Here is a 15,893-nt window from a genome sequence, read left to right as displayed (position 1 = left end):
TCTCTACAGCGCTTCGGCGCCGGAAATAATTTCAATCAGCTCGTTGGTGATCACGGCCTGACGCGAGCGGTTGAACTGGATCGTCAGCTTGTCGATCATCTCACCCGCGTTGCGTGTTGCGTTGTCCATCGCGGACATACGTGCACCCTGTTCCGAGGCTCCGTTTTCGAGCAGAGCCGAGAAGATTGCAGTCGCAACCCCCTTGGGCAGCAGGTCGGCCAGAATGGCCTCTTCGCTGGGCTCGTAGTCGAACACGGCACCGCTGTCGTCACCCTCGGTGTCCTCGAACGAGGCAGGGATGACCTGTTGTGCCGTCGGGATCTGGGTCACGACGTTAACGAACTTCGAGTAGAAGATCGTGGCAACGTCGAACTCACCCCCGTCGAAGCGGGACAGAACGTCCTTCGCGATGTCCTGCGCGTTGGTGTAACCCAGACGCTTGACCTCGCTCAGATCGACATGTCCAACGAACAGATCGCCAAGATCACGTTTGAGCGCGTCGCGGCCCTTTTTGCCGACAGTCAAAACCTTGACCGTCTTGCCTTTCAGGCGCAGCTCTTCCGCTTTGACGCGGGCCAGCTTGGCGATGCTCGAGTTGAAGCCGCCGCACAGGCCGCGTTCAGCCGTCATGACAACCAGCAGATGGACATCATCACTGCCCGTACCACGGAGCAGCTTGGGGGCGCTGTCGCTGCCCCCGACCGACGCCGCCAACCCCGCCATTACGGCATTGAACCGCTCAGCATAGGGGCGCGAGGCTTCGGCAGATTCCTGGGCGCGGCGCAGTTTTGCAGCCGCGACCATCTGCATGGCCTTGGTGATCTTGCGGGTCGATTTGACCGACTCGATCCTGTTTTTAAGATCCTTAAGATTTGGCATGTGCCCGCCTCTCCCTTAAGCGAAGGTTGCGGCGTATTCGTCAATCGCAGCCTTGATCCTGTCGGAAGCATCGCCCTTGATCTTGGGATCGTCGTTAGTGATCCATTCAAGCAGGTCGGCGTGTTTGCCGCGCAGATGCGCCAGCAGGCCAGCCTCATAACGGCCAACGTCCGATACTTCGATCTTGTCGAGATAGCCGTTGGTGCCAGCGAAGATGACGCAGACAATTTCCGCGTTGGTCAGCGGCGAGTACTGCGGCTGTTTCATCAGCTCGGTCAGACGCGCGCCACGGTTCAGCAGCTGCTGGGTCGCGGCGTCAAGGTCGGAACCGAACTGTGCAAAGGCAGCCATTTCGCGGTACTGAGCAAGTTCCAGTTTCACCGGGCCGGCAACCGACTTCATCGAGTTGGTCTGAGCCGAAGAGCCCACACGCGAAACCGACAGACCGGTGTTCACGGCAGGACGGATACCCTGATAGAACAATTCGGTTTCCAGAAAGATCTGACCGTCGGTGATCGAGATCACGTTGGTCGGAATAAACGCAGAAACGTCACCGCCCTGGGTTTCGATGACCGGCAAAGCAGTCAGCGAACCTGCGCCGAAGTCCTCGTTCAGCTTCGCCGAACGCTCCAGCAGGCGAGAGTGAAGATAGAATACGTCACCAGGATAGGCTTCACGTCCGGGCGGACGGCGCAGCAGCAGCGACATCTGACGATAGGACACAGCCTGTTTCGACAGGTCATCATAGATGATCAGCGCGTGGCGGCCATTGTCACGGAAGTATTCAGCCATCGCAGTTGCGGCATAGGGTGCAAGGAACTGCATCGGCGCCGGGTCGGACGCGGTTGCGGCCACGACGATCGAGTATTCAATCGCGCCGGATTCTTCCAGTTTTTTCACCAGCTGCGCAACGGTCGAACGCTTTTGGCCGATCGCGACATAAACACAATACAGCTTCTTCGACTCGTCGTCGCCAGCAGCTTCGTTGTAGGTTTTCTGGTTCAGGATCGCGTCCAGAGCAACGGCAGTTTTACCGGTCTGGCGGTCACCAATGATCAGCTCACGCTGGCCACGGCCAATCGGGATCATCGCGTCAACCGACTTCAGGCCGGTTGCCATCGGCTCGTGAACCGATTTACGCGGGATGATGCCCGGTGCTTTAACGTCAGCAACGCCGCGCTTGGTTGTGTTGATCGGGCCCTTGCCGTCCAGCGGGTTGCCCAGTCCGTCTACAACGCGACCCAGCAGCTCGTCACCGATCGGAACGTCCACGATCGAGTTGGTGCGCTTGACGGTGTCACCTTCTTTGATGTCGCGGTCAGACCCGAAGATAACGACACCGACGTTGTCGCTTTCCAGGTTCAGCGCCATGCCCATGATGCCGCCGGGGAATTCGACCATCTCACCGGCTTGCACATTGTCCAGACCGTATACACGGGCAATCCCGTCACCGACGCTCAGCACGCGACCGATCTCGGCCACTTCGGCTTCCTGACCAAAATTCTTGATCTGGTCCTTCAGGATTGCAGAAATCTCTGCAGCTTGGATTCCCATTTATCCGACCTCTTTCATTGCATTCTGTAGGGAGTTCAGCTTCGAACGGATCGAACTGTCGATCATCTTCGAGCCCACTTTAACGACAAGACCGCCGATGAGGCTTTCATCCACGGTCGAATTGATAGTCACGGTCTTGCCCACGCGCTCGGACAGCGTCTTGGACAGTTTTTCCAGTTGGGTCTTGGTCAACGCCTTGGCCGACGCAACATCTGCGGTCACTTCGCCGCGCTCTTCGGCCAGCATGTCGCGCAGAACCTGCAGCAGTTGCGGCACGACGAACAGGCGGCGCTTCTGCGCCATCAGACCCAGCGTGTTGCGCAGGATGGCGTTCAGACCCATCTTGTCTGCGATTGCAGTGATCGCGCTTTCCTGTTCAGCACGGGAAACCAGCGGCGAGGCGATCAGGTCGCGCAGTTCGGCGCTTTCGCCCAGCGCTGCTGCCAGATCATTGATGCCGGATTCCAGACCTGCAAGGTCGTTGTTCTCTTTTGCGATCTCGAAGATCGCAGTGGCATAGCGCTCGGCGATGCCAGTGGAAATCGAAGCTGGTTCGGACACGTCCACCCTTCCGATACTTTGGGCCCCGAATTCGCGTGCGGCAGCTACCCCGGGGGCGTGAAGAAACCCCGTCCTTGAAGGGCGGGGATCAAAATCACCGGGGATGTAGCAGAGCCGAACCAACCAAGCAATACGCTATAGCGGTAACAGATTTATCCACAAATTGTTATTTTTCATGAACTTACGCCAAGTGCGACGGTTTGAACACATTGGTCCAGTTGAAAAATGTTACGAATATGCAAGTTTTTGCGATTCCTGTGACTTTTTTTCCTCTATTTTTCGCACCGAAAAGCCCGCGATTGTCACGCGGGCTTTAGCAAACCGTCAAGCGCCTTGATCGGTTTTTTGACCGCATCCTTGGTCACGCTGCCGCTGGGCGGCCGAATATGTTTGCTGACTTCGACCATCAGCACCCCCCCTGCCATCACCGTCGGAATCCGCTGGCCGGTCTTTTCGATCAGGCTGCCGGATTTCAACCAGAATCGCCGAAATGACGGAGGCATGTACAAAGCCGAACAATGCGCCTCGGGCAGGAAGTGATGTTCCTTTAGCTGGTTTTCCAGCTGAGTTGCAGAGTATGGGCGTCCAAACCCGAACGGGGTCTTGTCCGACCGTGACCACAGACCCGCCCGGTTGGGAACGATGAAGACGGCCCGGCCACCAGGGCCCAGCACGCGCCAGCATTCGTCAAGCAACTGATTTGGCCGTTCCGACGTTTCCAGCCCATGCATCACCACAAGCTTGTCCACGTGGCCGGTCTCGATTGGCCAGAGGGTTTCTTCGGTCAGGACCGAGACATTGGGCATCCCCGCCGGCCAAGGCATGACGCCCTGTGGTCCCGGCATCAGCCCGATGACCCGGCGCGCATCCGACAGATAGGGGCGCAGCAAAGGCACGGCGAAACCGAATCCTGCCACTGTCTGGCCCTTTGCTTCGGGCCATAGCTCGATCAGACGCCCGCGAATAGCCGCCTGCGCCGCACGACCCAGTGTGCTGCGGTAATAGAAGTTCCTCAGATCCTGTACATCAAGATGCATTGCGGACATCCGGTCAATCGGCTTAGCTGGGCGCAGTCTAGCAATGAAAGGGCAAAAGGCCATGCCTCTTGAAATCGTTACAATCCCGTGCCTGAGCGACAATTACGCCTTTCTGGCGCATGACGCCGTCACTGGCCAGACCGCCCTGATCGACGCGCCCGAGGCCGGACCGATCCTGAAGGCGCTGGATGACCGGGGATGGACACTGTCACATGTGCTGTTGACCCATCACCACTGGGATCATGTAGACGGGCTGGCGGAAATATTGGCCAAACAGCCGGCAAAGATCATCGGGGCCGCTGCTGACGCAAATCGCCTGCCGCCGCTGGATCAGCAGGTCACCGAGGGAGACAGTTTCGAGATTGGCGGCGAATCCGTTCAGGTTCTGGACGTTTCCGGGCACACGGACGGTCATATCGCATTCTTCATACCGCAGAGTTCTGCCGTGTTCACCGCCGACAGCCTGATGGCGCTGGGTTGTGGGCGCCTGTTCGAGGGCACGCCCGCACAAATGTGGGCCTCTCTGAACAAGCTGGCCGCCCTGCCGGACGACACTTTGGTCTGTTCAGGGCATGAATATACACAATCCAACGCCAAATTCGCGATTACCGTCGATCCCGACAACCAAGCCTTAAAAGATCGCATTGCTGACATCGACCGCGCGCGTGCTGCCGGAAAAGCCACTGTCCCTACCATTCTGGCCCTGGAAAAGGCCACAAATCCGTTCCTGAGGACCGCCGATCCGGCGATTCAGACGAAATTGGGCATGGTTGGAGCCGACCCTGAGGCCGTTTTTGCAGAAATTCGGGGTAGAAAAGACCGGTTCTGATGCCTATTTCCCCTTCTTCGGGGCCACGGTCACAACAAATGTGACTGTCAAGTGAAAGAAAACCCTTGAAGCCGGGCCACGATCAACCAAACTCTAATAGTATGAGGACATGGTTGGGATGGGGTTCCGGCCAAGAAACCGCCCCCTCCTGACCCAAGACAGAGGAGCACCCGCGTGCCTTCATTCTCGAGCACATTGGAACAAGCCATCCACGCGGCCCTGGCGGCTGCGAATGAACGGCGCCATGAATTCGCAACGCTGGAGCATTTGCTGCTGGCGCTCTTGGAAGAACCCGATGCAGTACGCGTCATGAAGGCGTGCAGTGTCGATCTGGACGAATTGCGCAGCACTTTGGTGGAGTTCATTGACGAAGACCTTTCGAATCTGGTCACAGATATCGACGGGTCCGAAGCCGTACCCACTGCAGCGTTCCAGCGCGTCATTCAGCGCGCTGCGATCCACGTACAAAGCTCGGGCCGGACCGAAGTGACCGGCGCCAACGTACTAGTCGCCATTTTCGCCGAACGCGAAAGCAATGCCGCCTATTTCCTTCAGGAACAGGACATGACCCGTTACGACGCGGTCAATTTCATCGCGCATGGCGTTGCCAAAGATCCGGCCTACGGCGAAAGCCGATCGGTATCCGGTGCGGATCAGGTGGAAGAAGACGCCCAGACCACATCCGGTGAGACCGAACAGAAAGAAAGCGCGCTTGGAAAATACTGCGTGGATCTGAACGCAAAGGCTCGAGCTGGCGATGTCGATCCGCTGATCGGACGCTCGGATGAGGTGGAACGCTGCATCCAGGTGCTGTGCCGCCGCCGCAAGAACAACCCATTGCTGGTGGGTGATCCGGGTGTAGGCAAGACCGCCATCGCAGAAGGCCTTGCGCACAAGATCGTCGGTGGCGAAGCCCCTGACGTGCTGGCAAACACCACGATCTATTCGCTGGACATGGGTGCGCTGCTGGCCGGAACCCGCTATCGCGGTGATTTCGAAGAACGCCTGAAAGCAGTTGTAACCGAGTTGGAGGATCACCCTGACGCGGTACTGTTCATCGACGAGATCCATACCGTGATCGGTGCCGGAGCAACCTCGGGCGGTGCGATGGATGCCTCGAACCTGCTGAAGCCTGCGCTTCAGGGCGGCAAGCTGCGCACCATGGGCTCGACCACCTACAAGGAATTCCGTCAACACTTCGAAAAGGACCGCGCGCTGAGCCGCCGGTTCCAGAAGATCGACGTGAACGAGCCTTCGGTGGAAGACAGCGTAAAGATATTGCGCGGGCTGAAGCCCTATTTCGAAGAACATCACGACATTAAATACACCGCCGATGCCATCAAGACGGCGGTCGAGCTGTCGGCGCGTTACATCAACGACCGCAAACTGCCCGACAAGGCCATCGACGTGATCGATGAGGCCGGCGCGGCGCAGCATCTGGTCGCGGAAAGCAAGCGGCGCAAGACCATCGGTGTCAAAGAGATCGAGGCGGTTGTCGCCAAGATCGCGCGTATTCCACCCAAAAACGTTACTAAGGATGATGCGTTGGTGCTGAAAGACCTCGAAGCATCGCTGAAACGGGTGGTGTTTGGCCAGAACCTGGCCATCGAGGCGCTGTCCAGCGCGATCAAACTGGCCCGTGCCGGTCTGCGCGAACCTGAGAAACCGATCGGCAACTACCTGTTCGCTGGTCCTACCGGGGTCGGTAAAACCGAGGTGGCGAAACAGCTGGCGGATACGCTGGGTGTGGAGCTTCTTCGGTTCGACATGTCGGAATACATGGAGAAGCACGCGGTCAGTCGCCTGATCGGTGCCCCTCCGGGCTATGTCGGATTCGATCAGGGTGGTTTGCTGACCGACGGAGTCGACCAGCATCCGCACTGCGTATTGCTGCTGGACGAGATCGAAAAGGCCCACCCGGACGTGTTCAACATCCTGTTGCAGGTGATGGACCATGGCGAGCTGACCGATCACAACGGCCGCACTGTGAACTTCCGCAACGTGGTGCTGATCATGACCTCGAACGCGGGCGCGCAGGAGCAGGCCAAGGCCGCCATCGGCTTCGGTCGTGATCGGCGCGAAGGCGAAGACACGGCCGCGATCGAGCGCATGTTCACACCGGAGTTCCGGAACCGTCTGGACGCCGTGATCTCATTCGCACCGCTGCCGAAAGAGGTCATTTTGCAGGTGGTCGAGAAATTCGTCCTACAGCTTGAGGCGCAACTGCTGGATCGCGGCGTGAGCATCGATCTAACGCCCAAAGCCGCCGAATGGCTGGCCGACAAGGGATATGACGACAAGATGGGTGCACGCCCGCTGGGACGTGTCATTCAGGAACACATCAAGAAGCCTCTGGCCGAGGAGTTGCTTTTCGGCAAACTTGCCAAGGGCGGTGTGGTCCGTGTCTCGGTCAAGAAGGGCGAACTGGATCTTGAAATTCTTGGGCCGGACCAACGGCGCATTTCAGGAGACAAACCACCTCTGTTGACGGCAGACTGACCCGAAAACAGATCATTCTTTCAAAGCCCGGCGATCCCCATCGCCGGGCTTTTTCAGCTCTGGCAGCAAAAAAGCGACGGAACCAGGCTTCTGCTGCGTGTCATCTTTAATGATCAGCACAAGACAGGGGTCGGCACGTGAACAAAATTTCTATCTTTTGGGGCACCGCCTTTGCCCTTTCCGCCGTGGCTGCGGTGGCAACTGCACAGCACAGGTTTCGCTATCACGACGAAACGACCGCAGAACCGCTGAGGTTGGTGCCCGCAACCGAAAACCCCGGAACAAGCAGCGCCTCGGTGAAAGAACGAAGCGGAAAAATCAAAGTGACGGGCAATGGCATTCCTGATCATCTGGTCGGTCCGTTTCCAAACCAAGGCAATCCGCACCAGATCGAACAGCAGAAGGTTAGGTTGAAATTGCCCGCGAAACCAATTGCCAAAGGCGCAATCACGCCGTTGCAAATGGGGTGGAACTTTGGCGTGTCACTCAACGGGGTTGTGTTTGACCCGCTGGCGGCCGAGTTCTGGCATGGCGACCCCCGCTCCGGGTGGTCCTACAACGCGTTGGGAGGTGCCATTTCTTTGGGGCTGGACGCCAACCATGCCCACGTACAGCCAAACGGAAAGTATCACTATCACGGTGTGCCGACAGGGCAGGTCGAACTTCTGGGATGGTCACCGTCCGAGCACTCACCGTTGATCGGCTACGCCGCAGATGGCTTCCCTATCTATGCTGTGACCGGTGTTGTTGGGGGCAAAGTGACCGAAATGACGTCGTCCTATCGTCTGAAATCCGGTAACCGTCCGGGTGGCAATGCACCGGACGGGCGACATGACGGCACCTTCAACGAGGATTACGCTTATGTTCAGGGTCACGGCAACTTGGACCAATGCAACGGCGCCTTTACCGTTTCAGCAGAATACCCGTCAGGAACCTATGCGTATTTTCTGACCGAGGATTACCCGGTGGTGCCCCGATGCTTCGTGGGCACACCAGATCAAAGCTTTCGCTTCGGCAGACGATAATCGGTTTGCCCCAGTCACGCGGATTACCCGGGCAAGAGCAAGGATTTTGCTATCTTTCCGTGAGTTTCAACTCGATCCGGCGGTTCTGTGCCCGTGCCTCGGGTGTGTCAGCCGGGTTGACCGGCTGGAATTCACCAAACCCGTTTGCCGCCAGGCGGTTGGGTGGAATGCCCAACGCGTCGACCATATAGCGCACAACAGACAACGCGCGACCTTGGCTGAGTTCCCAATTGTCCCGGTATCGGCCCGAACCAGTCAGCGGAACGTTGTCGGTATGACCGTCGACCCGGATCACCCAATTCAGACCAGGCGGGATTTCGGCGGCGACACTGCGTAGGATATTGGCGACCTTGGCAACCTCCTGCCGCCCTTCTGCGGACAGCACCGCTGATCCCGTCGGAAACAAAACTTCGGACGAGAACACAAAGCGATCACCTTCGATCCGCACGCCTTCCTGTTCGCCAAGGACATCCCGCAGACGTCCGAAGAATTCCGAGCGATAGCGTTGCAGGTCTTCCGCCTGGGCGGCAAGTTCTTCGTTCTGGCCAGCCAGGGCCTCGGCCTCGGCCTCAATGCGCAGGCGTTCCGCTTCTTCCAGCAAGCGCCGCCTGCGTTCTTCAGATGCGGCCCGCGCCAATGCAGCGTTCAGGTCCTGTCCCAGCGTTTGTATCTGCACCTCGGCAGCAGCGTTTCGGTCTTCGAAATCGTCCAGCAAAGCCTGCAACGACCCCAACTGCCCGCGCAGGGCTGCAATCTGCTGGTTCAGCAGGGCCGCCTCACGTTGTGCCTCGGCAGAGATTTCTTTCTCCTCCGACAAGGTCGACTCGGCCAGAGCCAGCAAAGCTTGCCTCTGTTCGGCCAGAGTGCGTTGCTCATCAGCATCCGCCTGCGCTTGCGTTTGCGCCTCAAAGGCGGCTTCAAGCTGGGCTCGCAATTCATCAGGGTTTACGTCTCCGAACTGTCGCTCAAGTTCGGCCCGTGCGGCTTGCGCGGCAGCCAGAAGAGTCAATGTATCTTCGGCCTCTTTGCGTTGCGACTCCAGCGCCAGGGTCATGGCCGTCAGCTCGGCATCTGCATCCTGAAGGCGGTTTCGCAATGCCTCAGCAGCAGCAGCTTCGGCCAGACGGGCGGCTTCCTCATCGCTCAGTCGCTGTTCAAGGGCCGTGATTTCCGCGGCACGCTCTTCGCCGCTTTGCTCCAGATCGGCCACCAGTGCTTCCAGCGCCTCGCGGCGGGCGGCAGCCAAACGGGCAGCTTCGGTCTGCGCATCAATTTCGTCCCGACTTTGTGCAAGGGCGAGGTTCAGCGCCTCTTGCTCTGTCAGCAATTGCTCGCGCTGTGTCTCAAGCGCGGCAATGTCGCCCAAAGCCTGTTCCTGTTCGGCAAGCAGAGCGGCAACCTGTGCTTCGAAATTCGTGATACGGGTCTGCGCCTGATCCAGCGCGGCGGCCTGACGGTCGCGTTCGGTACTCAGCGAAGCGATCAGTGACTGCGCTTGCGCCAGATCGTCTTCGGCCTGCGACAGTGTCGTGTTCAACGCACCCAGCCTTGCCTGCAAGCGACTGTTTTCACGTTCTTCCAAACCCAGCGCGCCCGCAAGCGCTGCAACTTCGTCTGCCAATGTCGTCAGTTCGTCTTCCTGCCCCGAGATGGTTTCGCGCAACACGAACTGAATTACCATGAAGATGGTCAAAACGAAGGTCAGCACCATCAACAGCCCCGTCATCGCGTCCACGAAACCGGGCCAGACCGAGCCCTGGAATCGTTGTCCGGTGCGGCGGGACAGCGCCATGGCTTATTCTCCTTCCGGCGTGGTGCGCACGGCACCCCGCGGCAGGGTCAGAGCTTTGACCAGCAGCTCGATATCCTTGCGGAATTCGTTCATGCTTTCCTGCCGACCCGCCGAAATCTCTTCAAGAATACGTAGCAGTTGCACATCCATCGAGCGCAGGCGCATCCGGCTTTCGGCATCGATGCCATCGCCTGCGCCATGATCGCGCATGTGATCCAACAGGGCGTCCTGCCCAAGCGCCACACGTTCTAAAGCAGAAGTGACACTTTCGGTATTGGCCTGGCGATTGTTCATCTCACCGATGACATCGACCAGTTGCCCTAATTTGGCCGAAACCTCCGCCCTTTCACTTTCCTGAGCCGCAAACAGATGCTGTAACGCATCCATCTGCTCTGACATGGCATCCAGCACAGGGGTCAGTACGGCGATCTCTGCCCCGCCCTCTTCGCCACCTGCAAATCCAACGCGGGTGATCGACGACAGCCACTCCTCTAGTTCGCGATAGAACCGGTTCTGACCGTGCCCGGCAAAGACCTCGAGCAGACCAACGACAAGAGACCCCGCCAGACCCAGCAAAGACGATCCGAACGCGACGCCCATTCCTTGCAGCTGTACCTCGAGCCCCGTCATCAGGCGATTGAAAACAGCCAGACCCTCCTCGCCTTCCTGCGGGTTCAGGCTGCGGATGGTGTCAACAATGGCAGGAACGGTTGTCGCCAGACCAAAGAATGTACCCAGTAGACCCAGATAAATCAGCACGTTGGTGATATAACGTGTGATTTCCCGTTCTTCTTCGACCCGCTCTGCCACGGAATCCAGAATGGACCGGGTAGAGGTGGAGCTGATCTGCGAGCGCGCGCCTCGCTCGCGCAGCAGCGAAGCCAAAGGCGCCAGCAACTGTGGTGTTCGAGCATCTTCGCGAACAACACCGCCAACAAAGGCTTCGATCCAACGCACGGACCCGATTAGCTGCGTAACCTGATAAAAACAGGCGAAGACGCCGATAAAGAACACAATCAGGATGAAGCCATTCAGATACGGATTGGCATAAAAAACCGGCAATACGTATGGAAGCGCCAGAAACACCCCCAGCCCGGACAGGCCGATCGCCATCAACATCAACAGAATTTGTCGAATTGGATGCGAGAAATGAGGTCTCGCGCCCTGATGTGCCTGCGCCATGCGCGTGGTTCCCGATTTTTGCCTGCTTTGCGTCGAATCTAGCGACATTCCGCTCGCGACGCCAAGAGTTTATGCGGTGATACTGCGGACCCGTTGCGCCAACCACTCAAGATCGTGATCACGCAGGCCGATCTCGGCCAGATGTTCGGCAGTGTTGTAGAGGTATTCGTCATTCGGACCACGCCCGCCGACCGCATGTGCGATGATCCGGGCCTGTTCCTCCAACGCCATCCCACCGCAATACTGGACGTGGTCGGCATCGATCACATAGGTCACGGCATTTTCGATGTCTCCGCTTTCCAGATGCACATCCAACATACGTTCGACATAAGCCGATGAAATCAACTCGCGCTCGCGCAGCTCTTGCAGCGTTCGGTCTTCGTGACCCGCCTCGACCGCAAGGGCCAAACCCGTGCAACTCGCGTTCTCCTGTTCGTCCAGTGCCAGCACCAGACCGGGTTTTTCCTCTGTCCCGCGGTGGTGGATCGAACTCATGCAAAAGGACCGGGCAAACCCGTGCAGCGTCGCGCGTTCACTGCGCGCCACCGGAAAGCCCGGATTCCACAGCAGCGATCCATATCCGAAAACCCACATCGTCATTGCACTGGTCCTTGCCTGTTTCGGCCTATAAACATCAATTCCAAGGCAGGAAAAAGGGCCATTTCGGATGCGTCTGATACGAGTGTTGATTTTTGTTACCATTGCGTGGAGCGCATATTGGTTCGTGGCCGGGTATGGCCTGCGCTCTGCGATCACTGGCTGGTTCGACCAGCAGGAGGCACGCGGCTGGCAGGCGGATTTCTCGGATGTCGCAACGGCCGGGTATCCAACCCACCACATGACCCGTCTGAACAATCCGGCGTTGGCCGACCCGGTAAATGGCACTGCATGGAGCGCGGACTGGATCGAATTCAAAAGCCCCGCCATCTGGCCCGGTCGTCAGGTATTGCGCTTCGCAGACACGCCGCAACGCCTGTCATACTTCGACCAGACATCAACAATTGTGGCTGACGAATTGCTTGCCGAGCTGCAATTGCAGCCGGGCGTCTCGCTCGTGCTGGAAAAAATGGCTTTGACGGCGGGGGCATGGTCGGTAACGGAAAACACCACCACGCTGGCCTCCGGAGACACGCTGAGCCTGATGATGGAACAAACGCCAGTTTCAGAAGCCTATGCCATCACAGCCCGCGCGGATGGGTTCACACCGGGGGAAAAACTGCGGGCCCTGACGCATTCCGCCAATTCGTTGCCACAAAGCTTTGAAACGCTGGAACTGGATATGGTCACCACTTTCGACAAGGTTTGGGACCGGTCCGCCCTGGAAGACAGCCGACCGCAGCCTGTCGCCATTGATCTGCGTCTGGTCGAGATCAAATGGGGTGAGTTGCGCCTGTTTGCGACCGGCGATCTGGATGTGGACGCACAAGGCATCCCGACCGGAGAGATCGCCGTCAAAGCCGAAAACTGGCGCGACATGATCGCCATGGCAAATGCGGCGGGCGCCCTGCCCGATCAGGCGGTGAATCCCGTTACCCGGGCACTGAACTTTTTGGCGGGGCTGGGCGGCAACCCCAACGCCTTGGACCTGCAACTGAACTTTCGGGATGGTTTCGTGGCACTGGGGCCATTGCCTCTGGGCCCCGCCCCGCGCCTGATCCTGCGTTAACGGCAGTAGGGTCCGCTGCGGTAGCGGGCCGTATCAAGGTGAAAGTGGTCCTTGTGATAACGATCTGAATTTGGCCCCAGCACGGTGCCGAACGGGCCGCACGCCCCGCGCCATATCTTCTTGAGCTGTTTCTGAGACGGGTTCTTGCGCCACCCGTTCAGGACGGTCACCACCTCACCGTCGGCCATTTTGAAACCTGAGATATCGATCGCACGCCCCTTGCCATGTTCGGATATCTTCGCGCCTTTGCGGTTGTTGCGAGTTCGGCAGGCATAATGGGCTGCGACTTGCAATTCGACCACAGAGCCCCGGCGTTTGAAGGTGGGTTTGACGGTCTTGTCGACCCACTTGTTCAACGCACTGGCGGTGCCACAATCCATAGTCGAGGGACGGCTGAGTATCACACCTGAAACCGAGGTGATCTGCACCGCATCCTTGACACCGCAGGCTGAATTCTTGCTGCCCACACGGCCAACAGGCTTGCCTTGAATGGCAATATCCCCGCAAACAGACCCTTTGCGCAGCTTGCTCCTTTTGAACAATACCTGCTGTTCGACCGACTCGGGTCGCAAATAAGGCATCAAGGACGTGTCCGGTCCCAGAAGTGGCAGTTCCGACGGGCGCGCCGCTGCAGCCGTGACTTGCGGCGAAACCGGGCGCGAAACCGGGCGCCGTTTGGCGACTTCAAAGGCGATAGGCGTGCTGGCAGCCTGCTGAACAAGCGAGGGACGCATGAGAGGCACCAAAGACTGGTCAAGGGGCGCTGCCTGAACCGTCGCAGCACCCAAAGCTGCGACCCCGATCAGAATATGCCCCCAGCGCACTCTCATGAACTTGCCTTCCCCCGCCCAAAGTCCGGTGCATCCGTGTCCTGCCCCGCGTCGATAATGCCGCGACGAATAGCACGGGTGCGGGTGAAGTAGTCAAACAAATGATCACCGTCCCCGGTACGGATGGCGCGTTGCAGGGCAAAAAGCTCTTCTGTGAACCGGCCCAGGATTTCCAGCGTGGCATCCTTGTTGGACAGGAACACATCCCGCCACATGGTCGGGTCGGACGCGGCAATCCGGGTGAAGTCCCGGAAGCCGGCGGCCGAATACTTGATGACTTCGCTATCGGTCACCCGTCGCAGATCGTCGGCCACGCCAACCATCGTGTATGCAATCAGGTGTGGCGCATGAGAGGTTACGGCAAGGACCAGATCATGGTGATCCGCATCCATTTCATCAACATATGACCCCATGCCCTCCCAAAGCGCGCGCAGGCGGGCAATGGCATCCGGGTCCGAACCCTCGACCGGGACCAACAGACACCAGCGATTGTCAAACAGCTCGGCAAACCCAGACTCAGGGCCGGAATGCTCGGTCCCAGCCAAGGGGTGCGCGGGTATGAAGTGCACGCCGTCGGGGATATGCGGTTGCACCGCCCGAATGACGTCCCGCTTGACCGAGCCCACATCCGAAACGGTCGCACCGGGCTTCAGCACAGGTGCAATCTCTTTTGCAACTGCGCCCATAGCCCCCACAGGCACACACAGGACAACAAGATCGGCACCTTCGACCGCATCGCGTGCCGAGTCGCAAACACGGTCACACAATCCGATCCTGCCTGCTGTTTCTCGGGTCTCCTTGGACCGGGCATAACCCGTCACTTCCCCGGCCAGACCCGCACGTTTTATCGCCCAGAACATGGACGAAGCAATCAGCCCCAGCCCGATCAGCGCAACGCGGTCGTAAATCTGGCTCATGCTGCGCCCTCTTTGAATGCAGTGATCGCCGCAACCACACGGCGGCACGCTTCTTCGTCGCCCACGGTGATCCGCAAGGCGTTCGGCAGGTTGTAGCCTGCAACCCGGCGGACAATCAAACCCTGCGTTTTCAGGTAGTCATCGCAGGCCTCGGCTTCGGCCTGATCGGCAAAACGTGTAAGAATGAAGTTGGTACAGGACGGATCCGACGGAACACCGACTTTTGCCAACTCATCCGCCAGCCATACACGCAAGCGCGCATTCTCGGATTGGCAGAAAGAGAGAAACTCGACATCGTTCACCGCGGCTTCAGCTGCTGCCAAGGCTGTCAGCGACAGGTTGAACGGCTGGCGCACCCGGTTCAGCACGTCGATGATCGGTTGATGCGCATAGCCCCAGCCGACACGCATACCGCCCAGCCCGTACACTTTTGAGAAGGTGCGCGTCATGATCACATTCTCATGGGCGTCAACCAGCGACGCCCCGCCATCGAACCCGTCGACAAATTCGGCATAAGCGCCATCCAGAACCATCAGGCAAGTGTTGGGCAGACCCAGCGCCAAACGTTCCAGTTCGTCGTTCGAGATCATGGTCGAGGTTGGATTGCCGGGATTGGTGACAAACACGATCCGCGTCTGCCCCGTCACAGCGGCAAGAATAGCCGCCACATCCACTTTGCGGTCACGCTCGGCCACCATGACCGGCGTCGCACCGGCCATACGCGCGATGATCGGGTACATGGAAAACCCGTGCTCGGTATAGATCACCTCGTCCCCCGGCCCCGCATAGGCCTGAGCGACGAATTGCAAAACCTCGTCGCTGCCGACACCGCAGATGATCCGCGCAGGGTCCAGTCCGTGGCGTACGCCGATCGCCTCGCGCAGGCTTGCATGGTCGGTGCCGGGATAACGGTGCAGGGTGGCAGCGCTGTCGCGCACTGCCTCAATCGCTTTGGGGCTTGGTCCGAACGGGTTCTCGTTCGAGCTCAGCTTGATCACATGCTCCACACCGGCCACATGCGACTGGCCGCCCTGATACAGCGCGATGTCCATAATGCCGGGTTGTGGGGTGATTTTGGTCATGAGAGGCTCCGTTGAATGGGCCTCTCATACCTGTCTCAAC

General features: G+C 58.7%; 14 protein-coding genes. 4 read left to right on the top strand and 10 right to left on the bottom strand.

Annotation, left to right across the window (positions count from 1 at the left end; translation table 11 throughout):
• Nucleotides 1-3: 3 nt before the first annotated feature.
• The 4 genes from AC2FFA_RS05700 to AC2FFA_RS05685 form a co-directional block, all read right to left on the bottom strand.
• On the bottom strand, nucleotides 4-879 hold the full coding sequence (locus AC2FFA_RS05700) for a F0F1 ATP synthase subunit gamma (protein WP_170559037.1): 876 nt from the start codon (nucleotides 877-879) through the stop codon (nucleotides 4-6).
• 15 nt (nucleotides 880-894) lie between these two features.
• Nucleotides 895-2,433: a F0F1 ATP synthase subunit alpha gene (gene atpA, locus AC2FFA_RS05695; RefSeq protein WP_117872491.1), complete on the bottom strand. Its 1,539-nt coding sequence runs from the start codon at nucleotides 2,431-2,433 to the stop codon at nucleotides 895-897.
• Entirely contained in the window at nucleotides 2,434-2,994 is a 561-nt protein-coding gene (locus tag AC2FFA_RS05690) for a F0F1 ATP synthase subunit delta (RefSeq protein WP_299895526.1), read from the bottom strand.
• A 302-nt stretch (nucleotides 2,995-3,296) separates the two neighbouring features.
• The gene (locus AC2FFA_RS05685) at nucleotides 3,297-4,031 is read right to left on the bottom strand and encodes a class I SAM-dependent methyltransferase (protein WP_117872983.1); all 735 of its coding nucleotides are present in this window, start codon (nucleotides 4,029-4,031) and stop codon (nucleotides 3,297-3,299) included.
• Between the two features lie 61 nt (nucleotides 4,032-4,092).
• Between AC2FFA_RS05685 and gloB the strand changes: the two genes are divergently transcribed.
• From gloB to AC2FFA_RS05670, 3 genes are all read left to right on the top strand, one after another.
• Nucleotides 4,093-4,860 (top strand): hydroxyacylglutathione hydrolase, encoded by a 768-nt coding sequence (gloB, locus tag AC2FFA_RS05680; protein WP_496850456.1) that lies wholly within the window; start codon nucleotides 4,093-4,095, stop codon nucleotides 4,858-4,860.
• Between the two features lie 174 nt (nucleotides 4,861-5,034).
• Nucleotides 5,035-7,359 carry an ATP-dependent Clp protease ATP-binding subunit ClpA gene (gene clpA, locus AC2FFA_RS05675; RefSeq protein WP_496674200.1) on the top strand — a complete coding sequence of 775 codons (2,325 nt, stop codon included), beginning with the start codon at nucleotides 5,035-5,037 and terminating at the stop codon, nucleotides 7,357-7,359.
• Between the two features lie 137 nt (nucleotides 7,360-7,496).
• The gene (locus tag AC2FFA_RS05670; RefSeq protein ID WP_496850454.1) at nucleotides 7,497-8,384 is read left to right on the top strand and encodes a YHYH protein; all 888 of its coding nucleotides are present in this window, start codon (nucleotides 7,497-7,499) and stop codon (nucleotides 8,382-8,384) included.
• A gap of 49 nt (nucleotides 8,385-8,433) precedes the next feature.
• Here the strand turns inward: AC2FFA_RS05670 and AC2FFA_RS05665 are convergent, their stop codons facing one another.
• From AC2FFA_RS05665 to AC2FFA_RS05655, 3 genes are all read right to left on the bottom strand, one after another.
• Complete coding sequence (locus tag AC2FFA_RS05665; RefSeq protein ID WP_496850452.1) at nucleotides 8,434-10,176, bottom strand: peptidoglycan -binding protein; 1,743 nt, start codon at nucleotides 10,174-10,176, stop codon at nucleotides 8,434-8,436.
• Nucleotides 10,177-10,179: 3 nt separating this feature from the next.
• Nucleotides 10,180-11,358 (bottom strand): biopolymer transporter ExbB, encoded by a 1,179-nt coding sequence (locus AC2FFA_RS05660; protein ID WP_496850450.1) that lies wholly within the window; start codon nucleotides 11,356-11,358, stop codon nucleotides 10,180-10,182.
• 69 nt (nucleotides 11,359-11,427) lie between these two features.
• On the bottom strand, nucleotides 11,428-11,958 hold the full coding sequence (locus AC2FFA_RS05655) for a gamma-glutamylcyclotransferase (RefSeq protein WP_496674190.1): 531 nt from the start codon (nucleotides 11,956-11,958) through the stop codon (nucleotides 11,428-11,430).
• A 67-nt stretch (nucleotides 11,959-12,025) separates the two neighbouring features.
• On the opposite strand from AC2FFA_RS05655, the gene AC2FFA_RS05650 reads away from it, so the two are divergent.
• Nucleotides 12,026-13,024: a DUF2125 domain-containing protein gene (locus tag AC2FFA_RS05650; RefSeq protein ID WP_496850448.1), complete on the top strand. Its 999-nt coding sequence runs from the start codon at nucleotides 12,026-12,028 to the stop codon at nucleotides 13,022-13,024.
• Here AC2FFA_RS05650 and AC2FFA_RS05645 read toward each other — a convergent pair.
• Genes AC2FFA_RS05645 through hisC form a run of 3 tightly spaced genes read right to left on the bottom strand, consistent with a single transcriptional unit; the run spans nucleotide 13,021 to nucleotide 15,853 of the window.
• On the bottom strand, nucleotides 13,021-13,854 hold the full coding sequence (locus AC2FFA_RS05645; RefSeq protein WP_496850446.1) for an extensin-like domain-containing protein: 834 nt from the start codon (nucleotides 13,852-13,854) through the stop codon (nucleotides 13,021-13,023). The genes AC2FFA_RS05650 and AC2FFA_RS05645 overlap by 4 nt on opposite strands.
• The gene (locus tag AC2FFA_RS05640) at nucleotides 13,851-14,771 is read right to left on the bottom strand and encodes a prephenate/arogenate dehydrogenase family protein (protein WP_496850444.1); all 921 of its coding nucleotides are present in this window, start codon (nucleotides 14,769-14,771) and stop codon (nucleotides 13,851-13,853) included. The genes AC2FFA_RS05645 and AC2FFA_RS05640 overlap by 4 nt, the downstream gene beginning before the upstream one ends.
• Entirely contained in the window at nucleotides 14,768-15,853 is a 1,086-nt protein-coding gene (hisC, locus tag AC2FFA_RS05635) for a histidinol-phosphate transaminase (RefSeq protein WP_299643862.1), read from the bottom strand. Before hisC ends, AC2FFA_RS05640 begins: the two co-directional genes overlap by 4 nt.
• Nucleotides 15,854-15,893 lie beyond the last annotated feature (40 nt).

This window comes from Ruegeria sp. YTSB088, assembly GCF_059609825.1.
The sequence above is the reverse complement of the archived record's forward strand: the minus strand, read 5'-3'. Positions and strand labels throughout refer to the sequence as shown.

What these genes read in the sequence shown, in the direction of transcription:
- AC2FFA_RS05660 (WP_496850450.1), bottom strand. Translation starts at nt 11,358, where the DNA reads ATGGCGCAGGCACATCAGGGCGCGAGACCTCATTTCTCGCATCCAATT.
- hisC (WP_299643862.1), bottom strand. Translation starts at nt 15,853, where the DNA reads ATGACCAAAATCACCCCACAACCCGGCATTATGGACATCGCGCTGTAT.
- AC2FFA_RS05685 (WP_117872983.1), bottom strand. Translation starts at nt 4,031, where the DNA reads ATGCATCTTGATGTACAGGATCTGAGGAACTTCTATTACCGCAGCACA.
- AC2FFA_RS05700 (WP_170559037.1), bottom strand. Translation starts at nt 879, where the DNA reads ATGCCAAATCTTAAGGATCTTAAAAACAGGATCGAGTCGGTCAAATCG.
- AC2FFA_RS05650 (WP_496850448.1), top strand. Translation starts at nt 12,026, where the DNA reads ATGCGTCTGATACGAGTGTTGATTTTTGTTACCATTGCGTGGAGCGCA.
- AC2FFA_RS05665 (WP_496850452.1), bottom strand. Translation starts at nt 10,176, where the DNA reads ATGGCGCTGTCCCGCCGCACCGGACAACGATTCCAGGGCTCGGTCTGG.
- AC2FFA_RS05640 (WP_496850444.1), bottom strand. Translation starts at nt 14,771, where the DNA reads ATGAGCCAGATTTACGACCGCGTTGCGCTGATCGGGCTGGGGCTGATT.
- atpA (WP_117872491.1), bottom strand. Translation starts at nt 2,433, where the DNA reads ATGGGAATCCAAGCTGCAGAGATTTCTGCAATCCTGAAGGACCAGATC.
- AC2FFA_RS05645 (WP_496850446.1), bottom strand. Translation starts at nt 13,854, where the DNA reads ATGAGAGTGCGCTGGGGGCATATTCTGATCGGGGTCGCAGCTTTGGGT.
- AC2FFA_RS05655 (WP_496674190.1), bottom strand. Translation starts at nt 11,958, where the DNA reads ATGACGATGTGGGTTTTCGGATATGGATCGCTGCTGTGGAATCCGGGC.
- gloB (WP_496850456.1), top strand. Translation starts at nt 4,093, where the DNA reads ATGCCTCTTGAAATCGTTACAATCCCGTGCCTGAGCGACAATTACGCC.